Consider the following 21,571-nt stretch of genomic DNA (forward strand, 5'->3'; position numbering starts at 1 on the left):
GCCGACTCGGCACCACCCTGGGCGTCGACCGTTGGCCCCAGGGGGGAGGGGGCGGCAGGATCGACTCCGCGTCACTCTCCGGCAGACCGACCCCGGGCGGCAACCGTTGCAGAACGTTGCACTTCTTTCGCGCATACCCGGCGCGGGCCACCGCCGGAGCGGCACCATAAGGGGCAACGCGGAAGGGCACGGGGGACGACAGCTCGGAGAGACCGCACGTGAACCAGCAGCCTGCAGACCCGGTGGTACTCACTCAGCCGCCTGACGCGGCACCGACCGCACGTCACCCCATAGCCGCGCCAAGGCCGTTGATCGGCGACTCGTGGCAGCGGATGCTGCACACCGCGGTCGACCCCGACCGGGTGAACCACACCGGTTTCCTGCCGCTGGACGAGATCGAGCACCGCCGCAGGACCTCTCCGCTCGGCGAGGTCCTGCCGACGCTGCGCGAGTCGCTGCGGTCGATCGCCGAGTCCGGCTGCCACATCGTCGTGGTCACCGACGCCGACGGCCGGGTGCTGTGGCGGGCCGGGAGCCCGGCGATGCGGCGCAGCGCGGACCGCTTCGAGCTGGTCGAGGGCGCCGCGTGGACGGAGGACGTGGCGGGGACGAACGGCATCGGCACCGCGCTGGTGACCGGGCACCCGGTGCAGGTGCACTCCACCGAGCACTACGTGCGCGCCCTGCACCAGCTGACCTGCGCCGCCGCGCCGCTGCACGATCCGCGCGACGGCCGGCTGCTCGGCGTGGTGGACGTGACCTGTCCCGCCGCCACCACGCACCCCACCACCCTCGCCCTGGTCAGCGCGGTCGCCCGGGTCGCCGAGGGGGAACTGCGCATCCGGCACTGGGAGTCGGTGGAACGGCTGCGGACGGCCGCCGCACCGCTGCTGGCGCGGCTGGACGGCCAGGCGGTGGCCGTGGACCGGGACGGCTGGACGGCGGCGATCACCGGTCTGCCGCCGATGGACCGGGTGGCACTGCCCGAGGCGCCCATGGCGGGCGAGGCGTGGTTGCCGTCGCTGGGGCGGTGCGTGCTGGAGCCGCTGCCGGGCGGCTGGCTGGTACGGGTCGGCCCGGCACGCAGGCGGGATACCGCCGCGCCCAGCCGGGTCATCCTGAACCTGACCTGCGCCCGGTCCTGGACGGTCACCGTCAGCGGCCCCTCCGGGAGTTGGTCGCAGCGGCTGAGCCCGCGCCACGCCGAGCTGCTGTTCGCCCTCGCGATGCGCCGGGAGGGCAGCAGCGCCGCCCAGCTGGCGGCCGACCTGTTCGGCGACGCCACCCGCGAGGTGACCGTTCGGGCCGAACTGTCCCGGCTGCGGCGGAACTTGGCGGGCGTACTGGCCCACCGGCCGTACCGCTTCGCCGACGAGATCGCGGTGGAACTGCTGCGCCCCGAGAACCGGTTGGACCTGTTGCCGTTCTCCACCGCTCCGGTGGTCCGCGCCGCCCGCACCTCGCCCTGAGGAACCACCCGGCCGGTGGCAGACTGGCGGTATGCCCGAGTTGCCGGAGGTCGAGGCGCTCGCCGGGTTCCTCGGCGAGCGGCTGAGCGGGCGCGCGGTCGAGCGCGTGTACCCGTTGTCCGTACAGGTCCTCAAGACCTACGACCCGCCGCTGACCAGCCTTGAGGGCCGTACCCTCACCGGCGTCGCACGGCACGGGAAGTTCCTGGACATCGCGACCGACGACGGCACGCACCTGGTCGTCCATCTGGCCCGGGCGGGCTGGCTGCGGTGGTCGGACAAGCTGCCGGAGGCGCCGCCGCGCCCGGGCAAGGGGCCGCTGGCGCTGCGGCTGCTGCTGGCCGAACCGGCGGGCTCGGGCTTCGACCTGACCGAGGCGGGTACGCACAAGCGGCTCGCCGTGTACTGCGTACGCGATCCGGCCGAGGTACCGGGCATCGCCCGGCTGGGGCCCGATCCGCTGGACGCGGCGTTCACCCTGGACGTCTTCGCGGGACTGCTGGCGGGTGAGCGCCGTCAGATCAAGGGCGTGCTACGGGACCAGTCGGTGATCGCCGGAGTCGGCAACGCGTACTCGGACGAGGTGCTGCACGCCGCCCGGATGTCCCCGTTCAAGATCGCCGCGACGCTGGACGAGGAGGCGGTCGGCGCGCTTCACGAGGCGCTGCGCGGTACGTTGCGCGATGCCGTGGAGCGGTCGCGGGGGCTGGTGGCGGGCGAGTTGAAGGCCGAGAAGAAGACCGGCCTGAGGGTGCACGGCCGCACCGGCCAGCCCTGCCCGGTCTGCGGTGACACGGTGCGGGAGGTGTCGTACCGGGACTCCTCGCTCCAGTACTGCCCCACCTGCCAGACCGGCGGCAGGCCGCTGGCCGACCGGCGGCTGTCCCGGCTGCTGAAGTGACGGCCCCGGGTCGCGGCTAGGTGGCCTCCGGCATCCGGGCCAGCTCCGAGCGCCGGTAGGAGTACCCGAAGTAGACCACCATCCCGACCAGGAACCAGATGGCGAACCGCGCCCAGGTCTCCCAGTGCAGGAAGGTGATCAGCCACACCGAGAACAGCGCGCCGATCCCGGGCACCACCGGCATCGCGGGGCAGCGGAAGGCGCGCGGCAGGTCGGGCCGCCGGTAGCGCAGCACGATCACGGCCACGCAGACCACCACGAACGCCAGCAGGATGCCGATGTTGGTCAACTCCGCCGCCGTACCGATGGGCACGAACCCGGCGATGGCCGCCGAGGCCGCGCCCACGATCCAGGTCACCCGGGTCGGCACGTGCCGGGTCGGGTGGGTGTGCGCGAACCACCTGGGCAGCAGCCCGTCCCGGCTCATCGAGTACCACACCCGGGTGACCCCGAGCATGAAGGTGAACATCACCGTCAGGATGCCGATGATCGCGCCCACCGCGACCACGTTCGCGATGCCGTTCAGGCCCACCGACTTGAACGCCGTGGAGAAGCCGCTGGTCCTGTCGATGTCCGTGTAGCGCTGCATCCCGGTCAGCACCAGGCAGGCCAGTACGTACAGCACCATCGAGGCGGCGAGCGAGTAGACGATCGCCCTGGGCATGTGGCGCTGGGCGTCCCGCGACTCCTCCGCCGCCGTGCTCATCGCGTCATAGCCGAAGACGGCGAAGAAGACGGTGGCGGCGCCGGTGAACGTACCGGCCAGGCCGTAGGGGAAGAACGGGTGGTAGTGGGCGGCGCTGATGTGGAGGAACCCGACCGCGATGACCAGCAGCACCACCACGACCTTGATGCCGACGACCGTGGTCTCGAAGCGGGCCGCGCTGCGGATGCCGAGGGTGAGCAGATAGGCGATCAGCAGGCAGAGCACGGCGGCGAACAGGTCGACACGGTGACCGGGGCCGGTGCCGGGGGCGCCGAGCATCCACACCGGCAGCTTGATGCCGGCCTGGCTGAGCAGGAAGTCGAAGTACCCGGAGATGCCGATGGACACCACCGCGACGATCGCGGTGTACTCAAGCAGCAGGTCCCAGCCGATGAACCAGCCCACGATCTCCCCGAGCACCGCGTACCCGTAGGTGTAGGCGGAGCCCGCCCGGGGGATGAGCCCGGCGAACTCGGCGTAGCTGAACGCCGCGGCGGCGCTGGCGACGCCCGCGATCAGGAAGGACACCACGACCGACGGCCCCGCGACGCCGTTGGCCACGGTGCCCGCCAGGGTGAAGATCCCGGCGCCGATGATGCCGCCGATGCCGATGGCGGTGAGCTGCCACAGGCCCAGGCTGCGGGTGAGCTGTCCCCCGGTGGCCGCGGCCTCGCCGTCCTCGATCTCCTCGATCGCCTCGACCGGCTTGCGGCGCAGTACGCCGTGTCCGGCCCGGAGCACGGCCATGGTGTGTCCTCTCCGCCGACAGTTGACGGCGGCCCATCATCGCTGACCCCCCGCAGCCGTGGAAGACGCCGCTCCGCTTGATGCCCCGTCGGATCCCATCCGGCGGACACGCGTGTCCGCCCCCGCGCGGCTACCGGTTGCGGGGGCGGACCGTGCGGGGCGCGGTACGTCAGTACTTCGAGCCCGCGCGGCGGCGGAGGAGGTAGACCCCGCCACCGGTGACGGCCGCCGCCAGCAGCGTGGCGCCGAGCGCGGCCTGGATCGTGTTGATGCCGCCGTGGCTGCCGCCGAGGCCGGTCTTGGCGCCCTTGGTCAGCGCACCGCCGCCCTTGGTCGTCGCGCTGCCCTCGCCGCCCTTGGTCAGCGCACCGCTCTTGGCGCCCTGGACCAGCGTGCCGAGCTTGTGTACCGCGCCCTTCGGCGGGTCGCCCTTGACGGCGGTGTCGCCCACGGTGAAGTCGCCACCGGTGATGGACTTGCCGCCGCAGGTGGCGGTGACCTTGTACGCGCCGTTCTTGGCGGTGGAGAAGATCTTCGCGGTGGCGACCGAGGAGCCCTGGTTGACGATCCCCTTGAGCGGGGTGCGCGAGAAGACGCTGGACTCGACGATGGCGTTGTAGGTCTTGCCGCTGCCACGGCACGAGCTGCCGTCCACCGTGACGGTGAGCGTCCCGCCGGGCTTCACGTCCTTGGGCGTGACGATGATGTTGTTCGGGGCGGAGTTGGAGCCGTAGCTCGGGGCGGAGCTGGAGGCGGACGGGTTCGCGGACGGGTTCGCGGGACCGGACGCCGCCGCCGCGAGGGGCGCGGACAGGCCGAGGGCGGCACCGGCGACGACGGTGACTGCGAGGGCACGAGTGACGGTCATGGTGATCCTCCGTTGGACGTGCCTGGGGCGAGGCGCCCCGGGATCGGCTGGAGCACGTCCACGTCCGAGACTCACCCGGCCTTTATGCCCCCGCATCCGCAAGCCCGTCCGGGCCAGCGCCGCGGGCCCCGCCGGGAAGGGAGTTGGGCCGGTAACACCGCAGGTCACACGCGATCGAAACCGGATTCCTGACGTTCACTCGGACGGCGGTGGCCCCATCGGGCGACCGGGGGCACGGCCCGCCACCCGTTCGCCCGTCAGATCTCGCCGACCGCGCGGACCACGACTAGCGTTCCGCACAGCGAGGCTTCAGGAGGAGGCATGGCGCACATACCCCGGACACCGGAGCCGACGCCGCGTCAGACCGGCACGGACCCCCGCCCCCGACGGCGCGGCGGTCCGATCCCCCCGGTCGCGATAGCCCTGGCGGCGGTGCTCGGCGGATACCTGGTCCACGACGGCACCACGGCCCATGGCGGCCCGCCGCGCCCCGCCTCGGTGGACTCACCCACCGACCCGCTCCCGTCCGCCGACGCCCCGGCACCGCTGCCGTTCGCCGCGCCCTCCCGGATCAGGATCCCGGTCATCCGGGTGAACGCCCCGGTGATGCGGGTCGGCCAGGACAACGAGGGCGGGGTCGGCGTGCCGCCCCCGCAGAACAAGAACCTCGCCGCCTGGTACGGCGCGGGACCCGCGCCCGGTCAGAGCGGCACCGCGGTGATGGACGGCCATGTGGACAACAAGGCGGGCCCCGCCGTCTTCTACAACCTCGGCACCCTGCACCGCGGCGACCGCATCGAGGTGGCCCGTACCGACGGCCGGACGGCGGTGTTCACCGTCTACGGCATAGAGCTGTTCGCCAAGAGCGCCTTCCCCGCCAAGCGGGTCTACGGCGACGCCGGCCGGCCGGAACTGCGGGTGATCACCTGCGGCGGCGCGTTCTCCCGGCGGACCGGGTACGCCGGGAACGTGGTCGTGTTCGCCCGGCTGACCGCCGAGCGGTAGACCGCGCGGGGCTTCGCCGGTTTCGTTCGGCTCGGCACCACCGGTCCGCCTTGTCGGCTTGCTCGCCGTCGCGGCGCGATCTCGTCGCCGCCCCCGGCCGGGCGGCACGCCCGTCGACCGTGGTTGGCTGTGCCGCATGCGCATCACCGTGACCACCTGGTCCCTGGAGCAGACCTCCGCCGCCGACCTCAGCCCCGCCGCGCAACCGGATCCGCGGGCCGGGATCCGCGTGGTGCGGGCCGAGGTGCCGTGCCCGGCGTTCAGCCGGTTCCTCTACACCGCGGTCGGTGCGGACGTCTCCTGGACCGACCGGCTGGGGTGGGACCGCGCACGGTGGCGGGAGCATCTGGAGCGGCCGGGCGTGGAGACCTGGGTCGCCTATGAACGCGGTACGCCCGCGGGCTACCTGGAGTTGGAGGGGCAGGACGAGGGCCGGGTGGAGATCGTCTACTTCGGCCTGCTGCCCGACTTCCGGGGTCGGCGGATCGGCGGCCATCTGCTGTCGTACGGCACCGCGCGGGCCTGGGACCTGGCGGAGCGCTGGCCGCACCGGGCGCCGACCAAGCGGGTGTGGCTGCACACGTGCAGTCTGGACGGGCCGCACGCGTTGGCCAATTACGAGCGGCGCGGCTTCCGGGTCTTCGAGACGGTGACCGGCGAGGAGGACAAGCCGGCCATCACGGGCGGCCCATGGCCCGACGCGGCACGGTGACACGCGACACACCGTCTCACCATCCAAGAAAAGCGCGTCCACATTCTGGATAATAGTGGACTCCCCCAACGGGGGCGTGCCACGCTTCCGTCATGTCTCGCGCTGGAATCGCCTTGGTAGGTCGACTGCACGTCGACCTCGGCCGCATGTCCAGCGCCATCTGTCCGGTGAGCTGACCCTCCAGCGCCGATCCGTCCACGCTCTTTCGCCGTCGCGGCCGCCCGGGTCCCCACCGCATCAGTAATCGCAGGTCAGGTGGGGTGTCAGTGGGTCCGCACCGCGTACCTTGTCCCCGCTCGAAGGACCGTATCGCCATGGCCACCACACCGCGTCCCGAACCCGCCGCACCGTCCCGCCGCAAGGCCGGCCGCCACCGCGGCGAGGGGCAGTGGGCCGTCGGCCACTTCACCCCGCTGAACGCCAACGAGCAGTTCAAGAAGGATGACGACGGTCTCAATGTGCGGACACGCATTGAGACGATCTACGCCCATCGCGGCTTCGACTCCATCGACCCGGCCGACCTGCGCGGACGGATGCGCTGGTGGGGTCTGTACACCCAGCGCAAGCCCGGTATCGACGGCGGGAAGACCGCGATCCTCGAACCGGAGGAGCTGGACGACAAGTACTTCATGATGCGGGTGCGCATCGACGGCGGACGGCTCACCGTCGCCCAACTGCGCGCCATCGGCGAGGTGTCCGAGCAGTACGCCCGCGGCACCGCCGACATCACCGACCGGCAGAACATCCAGCTGCACTGGGTGCGGATCGAGGACGTACCGGCGATCTGGCAGAAGCTGGAGGCGGTCGGCCTGTCCACCACGGAGGCGTGCGGCGACTGCCCCCGGGTGATCATCGGTTCCCCGGTGGCGGGCATCGCCGCCGACGAGATCATCGACGGTACGCCCGCGGTCGACGAGATCCACCGGCGGTACATCGGCAGCAAGGAGTTCTCCAATCTGCCGCGGAAGTTCAAGACCGCCGTCTCCGGCTCGCCGGTGCAGGACGTGGTGCACGAGATCAACGACGTCGCGTTCGTCGGCGTCGTACACCCCGAGCACGGCCCCGGCTTCGACCTGTGGGTCGGCGGCGGACTGTCCACCAACCCGCGGCTGGCCGAACGCCTGGGCACCTGGGTGCCGTTGGAGGAGGTGGCCGATGTGTGGGCGGGCGTGGTCGGCATCTTCCGCGACTACGGCTACCGGCGGCTGCGCACCCGGGCCCGGCTGAAGTTCCTGATGGCCGACTGGGGTCCGCGGAAGTTCCGCCAGGTGCTGGAGGACGAGTACCTCAAGCGCAGGCTCGTCGACGGCCCGGCGCCGCAACAGCCCAGCAACCGCTGGCGGGACCACGTCGGCGTGCACGAGCAGAAGGACGGCCGCTACTACGTCGGCTTCGCACCGCGCGTCGGCCGGGTGGACGGCGCCACCCTGACGAAGATCGCCGAACTGGCCGCCGTCCACGGCTCGGACCGGCTGCGCACCACCGTCGAACAGAAGATGATCATCCTCGATGTGGCGCCCGACCAGGTCGACTCGCTGGTCGCCGGGCTTGAGGCACTGGACTTCCAGGTCAAGCCGACGCCGTTCCGGCGCGGCACCATGGCCTGCACCGGCATCGAGTTCTGCAAGCTGGCCATCGTGGAGACCAAGGCGCGCGGTGCCTCCCTCATCGACGAACTGGAGCGCCGCCTACCGGACTTCACCGAGCCCATCACCATCAATGTCAACGGCTGCCCCAACGCCTGCGCCCGCATCCAGACCGCGGACATCGGGCTCAAGGGCCAGCTGGTGCTCAACGACAAGGGCGAGCAGGTGGAGGGCTTCCAGGTGCACCTGGGCGGCGCGCTCGGCCTGGACCCCGGCTTCGGCCGCAAGGTGCGCGGCCTGAAGGTCGCCGCCGAGGAACTGCCCGACTACGTCGAGCGGGTGCTGCGCCGCTTCCAGGCCGAGCGCCAGGACGGCGAGCGGTTCGCCGACTGGGCGGCGAGGGCGAGCGAGGAGGCGCTGTCGTGAGCGAGGCAGTGGCTACGAGCGAACGCGGAGAGGAAGGGCCATGAGCGAGCGTGCGGCGCCGTTCTACTGCCCGTACTGCGGCGACGAGGACCTGCGCCCCTCCGAGGAGGGCCACGGCGCATGGGAGTGCGGTGCGTGCAACCGGGCCTTCCGGCTGTCCTTCATCGGACTGCTGGCGAAGGGGCTGGGCCGAGCCAACGCCCAAGGGGGCAGCGGGACATGACGGAGACCCACATACCTGATGACGAAGGCGAACTCCAGGCGCTGGCCGAGCGGGCGGGCCGGGAACTGGAGGACGCCGACGCGCTGGACATCCTGCGCTGGACGGCGGACACCTTCGGTCCGCGCTGGTGCGTCACCTCCTCGATGGAGGACGCGGTGGTGGCCCATCTGGCCTCCCGGGTCTCCCCCGGCGTGGACGTGGTCTTCCTCGACACCGGCTACCACTTCCCGGAGACCATCGGCACCCGTGACGCGGTGGAGGCGGTGCTGGACGTCAACGTCATCACCCTCACACCGCGCCAGACCGTCGCCGAGCAGGACGCCGAGTACGGCCCGGGACTGCACGACCGGGACCCCGACCTGTGCTGTGCGCTGCGCAAGGTCAGGCCGCTGGAGGAGGGCCTGCGCGGCTACCAGGCATGGGCCACCGGGCTGCGTCGCGACGAGTCGCCGACCCGGGCCAACACCCCGGTCGTCGGCTGGGATCCCAAGCGCCGCAAGGTCAAGGTCTCCCCCATCGCCCGCTGGACGCAGCGGGAGGTCGACTCGTACATCGCCGAACACGGCGTGCTGACCAACCCGTTGCTGACCGACGGCTACGCCTCCATCGGCTGCGCGCCGTGCACCCGGCGGGTGCTGGCGGGCGAGGACGCGCGGGCGGGGCGCTGGGCTGGCCGGGCGAAGACGGAATGCGGGCTGCACGGATGACGGACCACGAGGAGAAGACCGTGACGGACCAGGGCGCCACGATCTGGCTCACCGGTCTGCCGAGCGCGGGCAAGACCACCATCGCCCGGGCGTTGGCGGACACGCTGCGTGGTGGTGGGCATCGGGTGGAGGTGCTGGACGGTGATGAGATCCGGGAGTTCCTGTCCGCCGGGCTGGGGTTCAGCCGTGAGGACCGGCACACCAATGTGCAACGCATCGGCTTCGTCGCCGAGTTGCTGGCGTCGCACGGTGTGAAGGTGCTGGTTCCGGTGATCGCGCCGTACGCGGACAGCCGGGAGGCGGTGCGCAAGCGGCACGAGGCCAACGGCACCGCGTATCTGGAGGTGCATGTGGCGACTCCGGTCGAGGTGTGCTCGGTGCGTGATGTGAAGGGCCTGTACGCCAGGCAGGCGGCGGGTGAGATCTCCGGTCTGACCGGGGTGGACGACCCGTACGAGCCGCCCGCCGCTCCGGACCTGCGGATCGAGGCGCATCAGCAGAGTGTCGCGGAGTCCGCAGCCGCGCTGGAAGCGCTATTGGTGGAGAGGGAGTTGGCGTGACGACGGTGACCGTGACCGCTGAGGGGACCGACAACCCGTACGCGCTCAGCCACTTGGACGCTTTGGAGTCCGAGGCGGTGCACATCTTCCGTGAGGTGGCGGGGGAGTTCGAGCGGCCGGTGATCCTGTTCTCCGGTGGCAAGGACTCGATCGTGATGCTGCACCTGGCGCTGAAGGCGTTCGCTCCTGCGGCGGTGCCGTTCGGGCTGCTGCATGTGGACACCGGGCACAACTTCCCCGAGGTGCTGGCGTATCGGGACCGCACCGTGGCCGCGCACGGTCTGCGGTTGCATGTGGCCAGCGTGCAGGACTACATCGACGACGGCAGGCTGCGTGAGCGCCCGGACGGCACCCGTAATCCGTTGCAGACCGTTCCGCTGCTGGACGCGATCGGCGAGGGCCGCTACGACGCGGTGTTCGGCGGGGGGCGCCGGGACGAGGAGAAGGCGCGGGCCAAGGAGCGGGTGTTCAGTCTGCGGGATGAGTTCGGTGCGTGGGATCCGCGGCGTCAGCGGCCGGAGTTGTGGCAGTTGTACAACGGCCGTCACGCGCCCGGTGAGCATGTGCGGGTCTTCCCGCTGTCGAACTGGACGGAGCTGGATGTGTGGCAGTACATCGCCCGTGAGGGCATCGAGCTGCCGGATATCTACTACGCGCATGAGCGTGAGGTGTTCTCCCGGGATGGGATGTGGCTGACCGCCGGGGAGTGGGGCGGCCCGAAGCCGGGTGAGCCGGTGCAGCGGCGGATGATCCGCTACCGCACGGTGGGCGACATGTCGTGCACGGGCGCGGTGGATTCGGACGCGGTCACGATCGAGCAGGTCATCGCCGAGATCGCCGCCTCCCGGTTGACCGAGCGGGGCGCGACGCGCGCCGACGACAAGCTGTCCGAGGCGGCGATGGAAGACCGCAAGCGCGAGGGGTACTTCTGACCATGAGCACCACCACTGAGGAGTTGGCGGCCACCTCGCTGCTGCGGTTCGCCACCGCCGGATCCGTGGACGACGGTAAGTCCACGCTGGTCGGCAGGTTGCTGCACGACTCGAAGTCCGTACTGGCCGACCAGTTGGAGGCGGTCGAGCACGCCTCCAGGCAGCGCGGCCAGCAGACCCCGGATCTGGCCTTGTTGACCGACGGGTTGCGGGCGGAGCGGGAGCAGGGCATCACCATCGATGTCGCCTACCGCTACTTCGCCACGCCCCGGCGCCGGTTCATCCTGGCCGACACACCCGGACATGTGCAGTACACCCGCAACATGGTCACCGGCGCCTCCACCGCCGAGTTGACGGTGGTGCTGGTCGACGCGCGCAACGGGGTGGTCGAGCAGACCCGCCGTCATGCCGCCGTGGCCGCGCTGTTGCGGGTGCCGCATGTGGTGCTGGCCGTCAACAAGATGGACCTGGTCGAGTACGCCGAGCCGGTCTTCGCGAAGATCGCCGAGGAGTTCACCGCCTACGCCGCCGAGCTGGGGGTGCCGGAGGTCACCGCGATCCCGATCTCGGCGCTGGGCGGCGACAACGTGGTGACACCGTCCGCGCACATGGACTGGTACGGCGGCCCGACCATCCTGGAACACCTGGAGACCGTCCCCGTCGGCACCGACCCCACCGGCGCACCGGCCCGCTTCCCGGTCCAGTACGTCATCCGCCCGCAGACCGCCGAGCACCCCGACTACCGCGGCTACGCGGGCCAGATCGCCTCCGGAGTGCTGCGCGTCGGCGACCGGGTGACGGTGCTGCCGTCCGGCGCGACCAGCACCATCACCGGTATCGACGTCCTCGGCGAGCCGGTGGACGTGGCCTGGGCGCCGCAGTCGGTGACCGTGCTGCTCGCCGACGACCTCGACATCTCCCGCGGCGACCTGCTCGCCCCCGCGGCCACCGCGCCCGCGGTGACGCAGGACATCACGGCCACCGCCTGCCATCTGCACGAACGTCCGCTTCGGGTGGGCGAAAGGGTGCTGCTCAAGCACGGCACCCGTACCGTCAAGGCGATCGTGAAGGGCCTGCCCTACCGGATCAACCTCACCGCCGGACTCAGCCACGAAACCGAACCCGGTGAACTGTCCGCCAACGACATCGGCGCCGTCGTGCTGCGCACCGCGCAGCCACTACCGGTCGACGCCTACGCCGACTCCCGGCTGACCGGTTCGTTCCTGCTGATCGACCCGGCCGACGGCACCACACTCACCGCGGGCATGGTCGGCGAGGCCTTCGCCGCCGCCGACGACACCAACCCCACGGTGGATGACGATGGTTGGGACTTCTGATGACCACGGAGACTTACTCCGGCTTCGCCAAGGAGGGCGGCCGCATCGGCAGCGGCACGCTGGGCAGCGGCCAGGGCGGAGTGTCGCGATGTGCGCGGTGAGCCACGCGTACCCGCATCCCCCCGCACGTCCCCATGCCCCCATCGCCCCGGGCGCGCCGTAACGGCGTGTGACTGTCCGGGCCTACGAGAGGAATACCTCCCGTGACAGCCGACCGCCTCCCGCGTACCCCCAGAAGCCGGACCGTAGCCGCCGCCGTTGTCTGCCTGATGCTGTTGGGCCTGTCGGCCTGCGGCTACGGTTCCCAGAAGGCCGACACCGCGGCCCCGGCCGCGAGCGCGGGCGGCAAGAAGCTGTCCGCGAGTTCGGTGACGATCGGCTACTTCGCGAACATCACCCACGCCACCCCTTTGGTCGGTCTGCAACGGGGGCTGTTCCAGAAGGCGTTGGGCGGCACCCAGATCAAGTCCCAGGTGTTCAACGCCGGTCCGTCGGAGATCGAGGCGCTGAACGCGGGCGCGATCGACATCGGCTGGATCGGGCCGTCCCCGGCGATCAACGGCTATGTGAAGTCCCACGGCCAGGACCTGAAGATCATCGCGGGTTCCGCCTCCGGTGGTGTCTCCCTGGTGGTCAACCCGAACAAGGTCAAGAGCCTGGACGATCTGAAGGGCAAGCGGATCGCCACTCCGCAGCTGGGCAACACCCAGGACGTGGCGCTGCTGAACTACCTGGCGTCCAAGGGGTTCAAGGAGGACCCGACCACCGGCAAGGGTGACGTCACCGTCGAGCGGATCGACAACAAGACCACCCCGATCGCCTTCCAGCAGGGTCAGATCGACGGCGCCTGGGTACCCGAGCCCACCGCCTCGCAGTTGGTCACCGAGGGCGCCAAGAAGCTGCTGGACGAGAAGACGCTGTGGAACAACGGCCAGTTCGTGATCACCAACGTGGTCGTCTCCCAGAAGTTCCTCACCGAGCACCCCGACGTGGTCGAGGCCGTGCTGCGCGGCTCGGTGGACACCAACGCCTGGATCAGGGCCAACCCCGCCCAGGCCGCCCAGGCCGCCAACGCCCAGTTGCAGAGGCTGTCCGGAAAGCCGCTGCCCGCGGCCGTGCTCGACCCGGCGTTCAGGAACGTCGAGGTCACCGACGACCCGCTGGCCTCCACCCTGCGCGAGGAGGCAGCCCACGCCGTACAGGCCGGACTGCTCAAGTCGCCCGACCTGAACGGCATCTACGACCTCACGCTGCTCAACAAGATCCTCAAGGCCGACGGCAAGCCGGCGGTCTCCGACGCGGGCTTGTGATCCAGGCCGCCACCAGGAGGTAACACCATGGCGACTGAAGTCACCGAGCAGCCCGTCCAGCAGGACTCCGGCCACCCCTACGCGGCCCGTCTCGACCAGGTCTCCAAGTCGTTCGGCCGACCCGGCGCCCAGCAGCTCGTGCTGGACGGCATCACGCTCGACGTCGCGCCCGGAGAGTTCGTCTGCCTGCTGGGCGCCTCCGGCTGCGGCAAGTCCACCCTGCTCAACCTGGTCGCCGGACTCGACCAGCCGTCCGCCGGGAGCATCGAGGTGCCCGGCGGGCGGCCCGCGTTGATGTTCCAGGAACACGCCCTGTTCCCCTGGCTCACCGCCGGCCGCAACATCGAACTCGCGCTACGGCTGCGCGGAGTGCCCCGCACCGAGCGGCGCGAACACGCCGAACGACTGCTGGAACTCGTCCGCCTCCAGGGCGCCCACGGCAAGCGGGTGCACGAGTTGTCCGGTGGCATGCGCCAGCGCGTGGCGATGGCCCGCGCCCTCGCCCAGGACAGCCAACTGCTGCTGATGGACGAGCCGTTCGCCGCACTCGACGCCATCACCCGCGACGTGCTGCACGAGGAGCTGACCCGGATCTGGGCCGAGACCAAGGTCTCGGTGCTGTTCGTCACCCACAACGTGCGCGAGGCGGTACGACTCGGCCAGCGCGTCATCCTGCTGTCCTCCCGCCCCGGCCGCATAGCCCGCCAGTGGACGGTCGACATACCGCAGCCGCGCCGCATCGAGGACGCCGCGGTCGCCGACCTGTCCGTTCAGATCACCGAACAACTACGGGGGGAGATCCGCCGCCATGGCCAGCACTGAAGCCAGGCCCGAGAGCAGGCCCGACACCAAACCGGACCTCGCCGGTCTGGAAGCGGGCCTGGACGCACTGGAGACCCCGACCACCGCCAAGACGCCGGTCGGACAGATCCTGCGCGACAAGGCACTACCGCCCCTCGCCGCCGTCGCACTGGTACTGGTGCTGTGGCAACTCGCCTACCACTTCCAGCTCAAGCCGCACTATCAACTGCCCAGCCCCGGCGACGTATGGGGCTCGCTGCACACCATGTGGCTGCAGGGCACACTGCTCGGCTACGTGTGGACCTCCGTCTCCCGCGGCGCGCTGGGCTTCCTCGCCTCCGTGGTGATCGGCACACCCCTGGGACTGCTGGTGGCCCGCGCCGCCCCGGTGCGGGCCGCGATCGGCCCGATCCTGTCCGGGCTGCAGTCCATGCCCTCGGTCGCCTGGGTACCGGCCGCGATCATCTGGTTCGGCCTGAACAACTCCACCATCTACGCCGTCGTCCTCCTCGGCGCGGTACCGTCCATCGCCAACGGACTGGTCTCCGGCATCGACCAGGTCCCCCCGCTGTTCCTGCGCGCCGGCCGCACCATCGGCGCCACCGGACTGCACGGCGTACGGCACGTACTACTGCCCGCCGCACTCCCCGGCTACCTCGCCGGACTCAAGCAGGGCTGGGCGTTCTCCTGGCGCTCCCTGATGGCCGCCGAGATCATCGCCACCTCACCAGACCTCGGCGCCGGACTCGGCCAACTCCTGGAAAACGCCCGCACCAACGCCGACATGCCCGGAGTACTCGCCGCCATCGCGCTCATCCTCATCGTCGGCATCGGCATCGAACTCCTCATCTTCCGACCCGCCGAACGCCGCGTGCTGCGCGGGCGCGGCCTGCTGGCGGGAGCACGATGACGGCCCCCGCCCTCCTCGTCATCGCCCACGGCAGCCGGGACCCCCGGCACGCCGCGACGGTGCACGCGCTCTGCGAGCGGGTGCGGGCGGCGCGGCCGGAAGTCCGCGTGGAGCCCGGTTTCCTGGACCACTGTGCGCCTCGCGTTCCCCAGGTCATCGACCGGTTGGCGGCCGAGGGGGTGCGGGAGCTGGTGGCGCTGCCACTGCTGTTGACTCGGGCGTTCCACGCCAAGACCGACATTCCCTCCGTGCTGCGGGAGGCTGCCGGGCGGCATCGGGGCGTGACGGTTCGGCAGTCCGCCGTGCTGGGGCCGTCAGCCTTGCTGACGGCCGCCATGGAGCGGCGGCTGGCCGAGGCCGGGGTTCACGCCGCCGAACGGGGCACGACCGGGGTCGTGTTGGCTTCCGCCGGGTCGTCGGATCCGGAGGCGGTCGCGGTCATCGCCTCCCTTGCGCGGGAGTGGCAGCGCACGGGGTGGGCCGCCGTGCGGCCCGCCGATCCCTCTTCGACCTCGGACGCGGTGGCGGCGCTGCGGGCCGAGGGGGTACGACGGGTCGCCGTGGTGCCGTACGTCCTCGCCCCCGGGGTGCTGCCGGACCGCATCGCCCGGGGCGCGGCGGGGGCGGACTTCCTGGCGCCCGTTCTCGGTGACGCGGCCGAGGTGGCGCGGCTGGTTCTGTCGCGGTACGCCGCTTGTGCGCGCGGTTTCCACCCTCTGCGGCGGGCGGCCTGAGCCCCCGGGGCGGGCTGCGCCCCGGTGGTCGCGGCAACGGGTGGGCGGGGGAGGTGGAAGAGACCTACCGCAACCACGAAACAGGCCGCATCCTCCGGAGGAAGGAGCACGCCCTCCCCTCACCAGGGGGCGTGCACACTGCCCGGGTAGGACCCCGCACCGCCCAAGGATCACCGGCCAGCCGGATGGGGGCGCCCCATCGGCCCCGTACTGTCTGTGAACGAACTCCGTTACGGGGGTACGGAGAAACACAGGGCCGCCGGATCCATCCGGCGGCCCTGTCGTCAGCGATGCGAAACCCGGAGGGAAGACGTGGCGTTCACCGAACAGCGGGCCAGGGCCGTGCTGGCGGCAGCGGGGCAGCCCCACGCACCAGCAGCAGCCGAACTGCTGGCGCTCGGTGAGAACGCCGTGTTCGCCGTGGGCGACATGGTCGTCAAGATCGGCCGGGAGGCCGACCTGCTGGCGCGCGCGGAGCGCGAAGTACGCACCGCGCGGTGGCTGGCCGAGCACCGCGTCCCCGCCGTACGCCCCGCGCGGCCGCACGCCGAAGTGGTGGACGGCCACCCGCTCAGCTACTGGCACCGGCTGCCCGAAGCCGTCCGCCCGCCCGACTCCGCCGACCTGGCCGCACTGCTGCACGCCGTACACGCCCTCCCGCCGCCGGAACTGCCGCTGCCGCGGCGCGAGTTGCTGGGCGGAGTGGAGCGCTGGCTACGGCTGGCGGGCGACGCCATCGACCCGGCGGACGCGGCCTTCCTACGCCACCGCCGCGATGAACTCGCCGCACGAGTCGCCGAGTTGCGGCCGCACCTGACGCCGGGCCCGATCCACGGGGACGCGCTGCCGCGCAACGTACTGGTCGGCCCGGACGGGCCAGTACTGGTCGACCTGGAGACGTTCTCCAGCGATCTGCGCGAGCACGACCTGGTGGTGATGGCCCTGCACCGGGACCGCTACGGTCTCACCCCCGCGCAGTACGCGCGGTTCACCGAACGGTACGGCTGGGACGTACGGGAGTGGAACGGCTGCGCGGTACTGCGCGGCGCCCGGGAGACGGCGAGTTGCGCATGGGTGGCCCAGCAGGCGCCCGGCAACCCCGCCGCCCTCGCGGAGTTCCGCCGCCGGGTGGCATCGCTGCGGGAGGGCGACGAGACGGTGCGCTGGCACCCGTTCTGATCCGTCCGGTACCCCTTCTAGTCGGCCCGTAGCGGCCAGCGGCCGTCCACGACCGCGCCCGGGTCGCGCCGCCGCAGCCAGCCCTGGTAGCCCTCGGCCCACTCGCCGTACCAGACCACCTGGCGTCGGTGGAGATCCCAGGGCTCGGCGGCGGCTATTCGCGGATGCCGCTCGGCGAGCGCGCACGCGACCCGCACCGCCGCCAGCGCGTCCGCGCCCGCCTCGTGTGCGCCGTCGAGCAGGACGCCGTACTCCTGGCAGGCGGCCTGAAGCGTACGGGAGCCCTTGCGGTAGGGGTCGACCGCGCGGTCCACGGTGAGCGGATCGAGGACCGGCCCCACTTCGGTGCCGAGCGGCGGCAGCCCGTACCGGGTCAGCTCGGCGGCCAGCACGCTGAGGTCGTAACTGGCGTTGTACGCCACCACCGGCACCCCGTCCGCCCAGTACCCGGCGAGTGCCTCGGCTATCTCGGCCACCGCCTCCCGGGCCGGGCGCCCGGCGGAGCGGGCCCGCTCGGTGGTGATGCCGTGGATCCGGGCGGCGTCCGCGGGTATCGGCACCCCGGGGTCGACCAGCCAGGCGAGGCGCGTCACCGGCTCGCCCGCCTTGGCCTCCGTCACCGCGGCCGTGACGATCCGCGCCGTCGCCGGATCAGTGCCCGTGGTCTCCAGGTCGAACCCCACAAGCGGTTCCGTGTGCCACCCCATGCCGAGCACCCCTCCCGCAGTCTTTCGCCGGTGCGGTCACATCATCTCGTGCACCACTGACAGCCGGGCGGCGGTGGTCGCTAGGACACTGGGCGCGAATCCCCCCAAACGCCCTCGAACTCCTCGCGGTAGATCTCGAACAGCCCGTGCTCACCGTGCCGTTCGAGCGGCTCGCCGCCTTCTTCCTGCACCAGCTTCCGGCTACCGCCGCGCAGCACCAGCACCGGGGACTCCATGCCGCGCGCCCTGCGCAGGTAAGACTGGACGACGGCGACGCCGTCCGCGCCGTCACCGTCGACCAGGTACGCGGTGAAGCGCGGTGTCTCGTCGAAGACCCGGATCTCGAAGGCGTCCGGGTCCCGCAGCCGGGCGCGGACCCGGCGCATGTGCATGATGTTCATCTCCACCGAGCGGCTGATCTCCCCACGCCCCAGGCCCAGTTCGCGCTCCCGGCGGCGGACCGCGCTGCTGGCGGGATTGAGGAACAGCAGCCGCACCCGGCACCCGGTCTCGGCGAGCCGCACCAGTCGGCGGCCGGAGAAGTTCTGCACCAGCACGTTCAACCCGATGCCGGTGGCGTCCAACCGCCGGGCGCCGCTGAACAGGTCCTCGGCGGGCATCTTGCGCAACAGCCGAACCCGGTCCGGATAGACGCCCACCACATCGGCGAAGCGGTCCCCGACGATCTCCTCCACGGCGTCCACCGGCAGCCGTCGGCCGGAGCCCGCCCAGGCGTCGCCGCCGAGCATGTCGATCAGCCGGGCCGCCGCGCGTTCGGCCTGCGCCAGCACCGTCTCGGACAGTGCCCGGTTGCGGTTGACGACGTGCCGGGCGACCTCCAACTCGTCCAGCACCAGTTCCAGTTCGCGCCGCTCGTCCAGGTACGGCTCGAAGCACGGCCAGTGCTGGACGACCAACTCCCGCAGTTGCGGCAGGGTCAGGAAGCTGAGCACGTTGTCGTCGGCCGGGTCGAGCAGATAGCCCTTGCGGCGGCTCACCTCCCGTACCGCGGCGGCCCGCTGCACCCACTCGTGTCCGGCCGGACCCGCCGCGGCCACGACCCATTCCTCGCCGTGCACCGGCTCGTAGATCGGCCGCAGCACCGCGCCGACCACGGCCCGCAGCCGCTGTTCGACGAGATTCAGCCATACGTAGGCCCGCCCCGCGCGCCGGGCGCGGGTGCGCACCTCGGCCCAGGCTTCGGCGCCCCAGTCCAGTTCTGGTCCGATGTCCAGTTTCACGCCCGCCTGTGCCAGGGAGACCGCGCCGGTCGTCCCGTCCGTGGTGCCGCCTTGGTTCTCCTGGTCACCGCCACCCGGCAGCACCAGACCTCCAGACGCCACCACCACACCGCCTTTCCCTCCCCCGTCCACGATCAAGGAAGGGTACTGCGGGCGCGGGACACGTCGCAGCGTTACGGACGCGACTTCACGACATTCACGGCTTCGTAATCCAGCCATGGCCCGTTCGGCGGGCCGCCGTTCGGCCACCCGTTCAGGGGAAGATCTTGCGAAAACGGACATCCAGGCGGTCATGTGAGCGAGGATGCTCGGGGTACGGCGCCCTCTTGGTGCCCGCCAACTTGAGTGGAAGAGTCGACGACATGCAGGTCTGGCCGGGACAGACGTACCCCCTCGGCGCCACCTACGACGGTGCCGGGACCAACTTCGCGGTCTTCTCCGAGGTGGCGGACCGCATCGAGCTGTGCCTGCTGCACGACGACGGCTCGGAGACGGCCGTCGAACTGCGGGAGAGCGACGCGTTCGTCCGCCACGCCTACATCCCGGGGGTGATGCCGGGCCAGCGGTACGGCTTCCGGGTGCACGGGCCTTACGACCCGGCGCGCGGCCACCGCTGCAACTCCGCCAAGTTGCTGCTCGACCCCTACGCCAAGGCGATGAGCGGCACCATCGACTGGCACGAGGCCGTCTACGGCTACCGGTTCGACCGGCCGGACGCGCGCAACGACCTGGACTCGGCGCCGCACACGATGACGTCGGTGGTCATCAATCCGTTCTTCGACTGGTCCGACGACCGGCCGCCGCGCATCGACTACCACCGCACCGTGCTCTACGAGGCGCATGTCAAGGGCCTGACGATGCTGCACCCCGGTCTGCCGGAGGAGGTGCGCGGCACCTATGCGGCGCTGGCCCACCCGGCGGTGATCGAGCACCTCGTGGAACTCGGCGTCACCGCCCTGGAGCTGATGCCGATTCAGCAGTTCGTCACCGACAACCGGCTGGTGGACGAGGGGCTCACCAACTACTGGGGCTACAACACCATCGGCTTCTTCGCACCGCACAACGCCTACGCCTCGATGGGTGACCGCGGCCAGCAGGTGCTGGAGTTCAAGACGGCGGTCCGCGCCCTGCACGCCGCCGGGATCGAGGTGATCCTGGACGTCGTCTACAACCACACGGCGGAGGGCAACCACCTCGGCCCCACGCTGTCGCTGCGCGGCCTGGACAACGCCTCGTACTACCGGCTGGAGCCGGACAAGAGGTACTACACCGACACCACGGGCACCGGCAACTCCCTGCTGATGCGCAGCCCGCACACCCTCCAGATGATCATGGACTCGCTGCGCTACTGGGTGACCGAGATGCATGTCGACGGGTTCCGCTTCGACCTGGCGTCCACCCTGGCCCGGCAGTTCCACGAGGTGGACCGGCTGTCGTCGTTCTTCGACCTGGTCCAGCAGGACCCGGTGGTCAGCCAGGTCAAGCTGATCGCCGAGCCCTGGGACCTCGGCGAGGGCGGCTACCAGGTGGGCAACTTCCCACCGCTGTGGACCGAGTGGAACGGCGCGTACCGCGACACCGTGCGGGACCTGTGGCGCGGTGAGCCCGCCCGGCTCGCCGAGTTCGGCTCCCGGCTGACCGGCTCCTCCGACCTGTACCAGGACGACGGCCGCCGTCCGCTCGCCTCCATCAACTTCGTCACCTGCCATGACGGCTTCACCCTGCACGACCTGGTCAGCTACAACGAGAAGCACAACGAGGCCAACGGCGAGGGCAACCGGGACGGGGAGAGCTACAACCGCTCGTGCAACCACGGCGTCGAGGGACCCACCGACGACGAGGACGTGCTGGCGCTGCGCGGCCGGCAGATGCGCAACTTCGTCGCCACGCTGATGCTGTCGCAGGGCGTGCCGATGATCTCGCACGGCGACGAGTTCGGCCGCAGCCAGGGAGGCAACAACAACGCCTACTGCCAGGACTCGGAGTTGACGTGGGTGCCCTGGCCCAAGGGGGCGGAGAGCGGCAGCGGCGGCACGGCGGACGACGAGGCGCTGCGCATGCTGGAGTTCACCCGCACCATGGTGTGGCTGCGCCGCGACCATCCGGTCTTCCGCCGCCGCCGGTTCTTCCACGGCCGCCCCGTCGAGGGCACCCACGACGACCTCTCCGACATCGCCTGGTTCACCCCGGAGGGTGAGGAGATGACACAGCGGGACTGGCAGGCGGCGCACGCCCGTTCGCTGGTGGTCTTCCTCAACGGGCAGGCGATCTCCGAGCCGGGGCCGCGCGGCGAGAAGATCACCGACGCGTCCTTCCTGCTGATGTTCAACGCCCACCAGGCCGCCATGGAGTTCGTGGTTCCGATCAACCACGGCACGCAGTGGCAGGTCGTGGTGGACACGGCCGTACCGGACGGGGTACCGCCCGGCACCGGCCGCAAGGTCCAGGCGGGCGACCGGCTGCGGCTGGTGGACCGCAGTCTGGTGGTGCTGATGCGCCCGGCGTGACAG

At 71.1% G+C, this 21,571-nt stretch carries 21 protein-coding genes; 17 read left to right on the forward strand and 4 right to left on the reverse strand.

What is annotated here, in order from left to right; translation table 11 throughout:
- Positions 1–218 precede the first annotated feature (218 nt).
- Positions 219–1,469 (forward strand): GAF domain-containing protein, encoded by a 1,251-nt coding sequence (locus O5O46_RS17940; RefSeq protein WP_443072559.1) that lies wholly within the window; start codon positions 219–221, stop codon positions 1,467–1,469.
- A gap of 31 nt (positions 1,470–1,500) precedes the next feature.
- Positions 1,501–2,370, forward strand: a complete 870-nt coding sequence (locus O5O46_RS17945) for an Fpg/Nei family DNA glycosylase (RefSeq protein ID WP_269856479.1) — start codon at positions 1,501–1,503, stop codon at positions 2,368–2,370.
- A gap of 16 nt (positions 2,371–2,386) precedes the next feature.
- On the opposite strand, the gene O5O46_RS17950 is transcribed toward O5O46_RS17945, so the two are convergent.
- Both O5O46_RS17950 and O5O46_RS17955 read right to left on the reverse strand, forming a co-directional pair.
- On the reverse strand, positions 2,387–3,823 hold the full coding sequence (locus O5O46_RS17950; protein ID WP_269856480.1) for an amino acid permease: 1,437 nt from the start codon (positions 3,821–3,823) through the stop codon (positions 2,387–2,389).
- Positions 3,824–3,992: 169 nt separating this feature from the next.
- Entirely contained in the window at positions 3,993–4,691 is a 699-nt protein-coding gene (locus tag O5O46_RS17955; RefSeq protein ID WP_269856481.1) for a hypothetical protein, read from the reverse strand.
- Positions 4,692–5,012: 321 nt separating this feature from the next.
- Between O5O46_RS17955 and O5O46_RS17960 the strand changes: the two genes are divergently transcribed.
- From O5O46_RS17960 to O5O46_RS18020, 14 genes are all read left to right on the forward strand, one after another.
- Positions 5,013–5,696, forward strand: coding sequence for a class F sortase (locus O5O46_RS17960; RefSeq protein WP_269856482.1), 684 nt, complete (start codon positions 5,013–5,015; stop codon positions 5,694–5,696).
- A gap of 136 nt (positions 5,697–5,832) precedes the next feature.
- The gene (locus tag O5O46_RS17965; RefSeq protein WP_269856483.1) at positions 5,833–6,408 is read left to right on the forward strand and encodes a GNAT family N-acetyltransferase; all 576 of its coding nucleotides are present in this window, start codon (positions 5,833–5,835) and stop codon (positions 6,406–6,408) included.
- Between the two features lie 92 nt (positions 6,409–6,500).
- Positions 6,501–6,584: a putative leader peptide gene (locus O5O46_RS35340; protein ID WP_313880174.1), complete on the forward strand. Its 84-nt coding sequence runs from the start codon at positions 6,501–6,503 to the stop codon at positions 6,582–6,584.
- Positions 6,585–6,722: 138 nt separating this feature from the next.
- Entirely contained in the window at positions 6,723–8,420 is a 1,698-nt protein-coding gene (locus tag O5O46_RS17970; protein WP_269856484.1) for a nitrite/sulfite reductase, read from the forward strand.
- A gap of 40 nt (positions 8,421–8,460) precedes the next feature.
- The gene (locus O5O46_RS17975) at positions 8,461–8,643 is read left to right on the forward strand and encodes a hypothetical protein (RefSeq protein WP_269856485.1); all 183 of its coding nucleotides are present in this window, start codon (positions 8,461–8,463) and stop codon (positions 8,641–8,643) included.
- Positions 8,640–9,350 (forward strand): phosphoadenylyl-sulfate reductase, encoded by a 711-nt coding sequence (locus tag O5O46_RS17980; protein ID WP_269856486.1) that lies wholly within the window; start codon positions 8,640–8,642, stop codon positions 9,348–9,350. Before O5O46_RS17975 ends, O5O46_RS17980 begins: the two co-directional genes overlap by 4 nt.
- A complete protein-coding gene (gene cysC / locus O5O46_RS17985; protein ID WP_269856487.1) occupies positions 9,347–9,910 on the forward strand; it encodes an adenylyl-sulfate kinase in 564 nt (187 codons plus the stop codon). The genes O5O46_RS17980 and cysC overlap by 4 nt, the downstream gene beginning before the upstream one ends.
- Positions 9,907–10,842: a sulfate adenylyltransferase subunit CysD gene (gene cysD, locus O5O46_RS17990; protein ID WP_269856488.1), complete on the forward strand. Its 936-nt coding sequence runs from the start codon at positions 9,907–9,909 to the stop codon at positions 10,840–10,842. Before cysC ends, cysD begins: the two co-directional genes overlap by 4 nt.
- Before the next feature lie 2 nt (positions 10,843–10,844).
- Positions 10,845–12,179 (forward strand): sulfate adenylyltransferase subunit 1, encoded by a 1,335-nt coding sequence (locus O5O46_RS17995; RefSeq protein WP_269856489.1) that lies wholly within the window; start codon positions 10,845–10,847, stop codon positions 12,177–12,179.
- Positions 12,180–12,448: 269 nt separating this feature from the next.
- Positions 12,449–13,489 (forward strand): aliphatic sulfonate ABC transporter substrate-binding protein, encoded by a 1,041-nt coding sequence (locus O5O46_RS18000; RefSeq protein ID WP_269856663.1) that lies wholly within the window; start codon positions 12,449–12,451, stop codon positions 13,487–13,489.
- A gap of 27 nt (positions 13,490–13,516) precedes the next feature.
- Entirely contained in the window at positions 13,517–14,311 is a 795-nt protein-coding gene (locus O5O46_RS18005) for an ABC transporter ATP-binding protein (protein WP_269856490.1), read from the forward strand.
- Entirely contained in the window at positions 14,298–15,200 is a 903-nt protein-coding gene (locus tag O5O46_RS18010) for an ABC transporter permease (protein WP_269856491.1), read from the forward strand. Before O5O46_RS18005 ends, O5O46_RS18010 begins: the two co-directional genes overlap by 14 nt.
- Positions 15,197–15,934, forward strand: a complete 738-nt coding sequence (locus O5O46_RS18015) for a sirohydrochlorin chelatase (protein ID WP_269856492.1) — start codon at positions 15,197–15,199, stop codon at positions 15,932–15,934. The genes O5O46_RS18010 and O5O46_RS18015 overlap by 4 nt, the downstream gene beginning before the upstream one ends.
- Before the next feature lie 312 nt (positions 15,935–16,246).
- Complete coding sequence (locus O5O46_RS18020) at positions 16,247–17,113, forward strand: phosphotransferase enzyme family protein (RefSeq protein ID WP_269856493.1); 867 nt, start codon at positions 16,247–16,249, stop codon at positions 17,111–17,113.
- A 17-nt stretch (positions 17,114–17,130) separates the two neighbouring features.
- Here O5O46_RS18020 and O5O46_RS18025 read toward each other — a convergent pair whose 3' ends face one another.
- Both O5O46_RS18025 and O5O46_RS18030 read right to left on the reverse strand, forming a co-directional pair.
- Entirely contained in the window at positions 17,131–17,820 is a 690-nt protein-coding gene (locus O5O46_RS18025) for a 3'-5' exonuclease (protein WP_269856494.1), read from the reverse strand.
- 80 nt (positions 17,821–17,900) lie between these two features.
- A complete protein-coding gene (locus O5O46_RS18030; protein ID WP_269856495.1) occupies positions 17,901–19,163 on the reverse strand; it encodes an SAV2148 family HEPN domain-containing protein in 1,263 nt (420 codons plus the stop codon).
- A gap of 260 nt (positions 19,164–19,423) precedes the next feature.
- Between O5O46_RS18030 and glgX the strand changes: the two genes are divergently transcribed.
- Positions 19,424–21,568, forward strand: coding sequence for a glycogen debranching protein GlgX (gene glgX, locus O5O46_RS18035; RefSeq protein WP_269856496.1), 2,145 nt, complete (start codon positions 19,424–19,426; stop codon positions 21,566–21,568).
- Positions 21,569–21,571: the final 3 nt, after the last annotated feature.

The sequence above is a fragment of the Streptomyces sp. RPT161 genome, assembly GCF_027533845.1.
Taxonomy (GTDB): domain Bacteria; phylum Actinomycetota; class Actinomycetes; order Streptomycetales; family Streptomycetaceae; genus Streptantibioticus_A; species Streptantibioticus_A silvisoli_A.

Bases quoted from the DNA above. Each gene is read 5' to 3' on its own strand.
- O5O46_RS17945 (WP_269856479.1), top strand. From the start codon at position 1,501: ATGCCCGAGTTGCCGGAGGTCGAGGCGCTCGCCGGGTTCCTCGGCGAG.
- O5O46_RS17950 (WP_269856480.1), bottom strand. From the start codon at position 3,823: ATGGCCGTGCTCCGGGCCGGACACGGCGTACTGCGCCGCAAGCCGGTC.
- O5O46_RS17955 (WP_269856481.1), bottom strand. From the start codon at position 4,691: ATGACCGTCACTCGTGCCCTCGCAGTCACCGTCGTCGCCGGTGCCGCC.
- O5O46_RS17960 (WP_269856482.1), top strand. From the start codon at position 5,013: ATGGCGCACATACCCCGGACACCGGAGCCGACGCCGCGTCAGACCGGC.
- O5O46_RS17965 (WP_269856483.1), top strand. From the start codon at position 5,833: ATGCGCATCACCGTGACCACCTGGTCCCTGGAGCAGACCTCCGCCGCC.
- O5O46_RS35340 (WP_313880174.1), top strand. From the start codon at position 6,501: ATGTCTCGCGCTGGAATCGCCTTGGTAGGTCGACTGCACGTCGACCTC.
- O5O46_RS17970 (WP_269856484.1), top strand. From the start codon at position 6,723: ATGGCCACCACACCGCGTCCCGAACCCGCCGCACCGTCCCGCCGCAAG.
- O5O46_RS17975 (WP_269856485.1), top strand. From the start codon at position 8,461: ATGAGCGAGCGTGCGGCGCCGTTCTACTGCCCGTACTGCGGCGACGAG.
- O5O46_RS17980 (WP_269856486.1), top strand. From the start codon at position 8,640: ATGACGGAGACCCACATACCTGATGACGAAGGCGAACTCCAGGCGCTG.
- cysC (WP_269856487.1), top strand. From the start codon at position 9,347: ATGACGGACCACGAGGAGAAGACCGTGACGGACCAGGGCGCCACGATC.
- O5O46_RS17995 (WP_269856489.1), top strand. From the start codon at position 10,845: ATGAGCACCACCACTGAGGAGTTGGCGGCCACCTCGCTGCTGCGGTTC.
- O5O46_RS18000 (WP_269856663.1), top strand. From the start codon at position 12,449: ATGCTGTTGGGCCTGTCGGCCTGCGGCTACGGTTCCCAGAAGGCCGAC.
- O5O46_RS18005 (WP_269856490.1), top strand. From the start codon at position 13,517: ATGGCGACTGAAGTCACCGAGCAGCCCGTCCAGCAGGACTCCGGCCAC.
- O5O46_RS18010 (WP_269856491.1), top strand. From the start codon at position 14,298: ATGGCCAGCACTGAAGCCAGGCCCGAGAGCAGGCCCGACACCAAACCG.
- O5O46_RS18015 (WP_269856492.1), top strand. From the start codon at position 15,197: ATGACGGCCCCCGCCCTCCTCGTCATCGCCCACGGCAGCCGGGACCCC.
- O5O46_RS18025 (WP_269856494.1), bottom strand. From the start codon at position 17,820: ATGGGGTGGCACACGGAACCGCTTGTGGGGTTCGACCTGGAGACCACG.
- glgX (WP_269856496.1), top strand. From the start codon at position 19,424: ATGCAGGTCTGGCCGGGACAGACGTACCCCCTCGGCGCCACCTACGAC.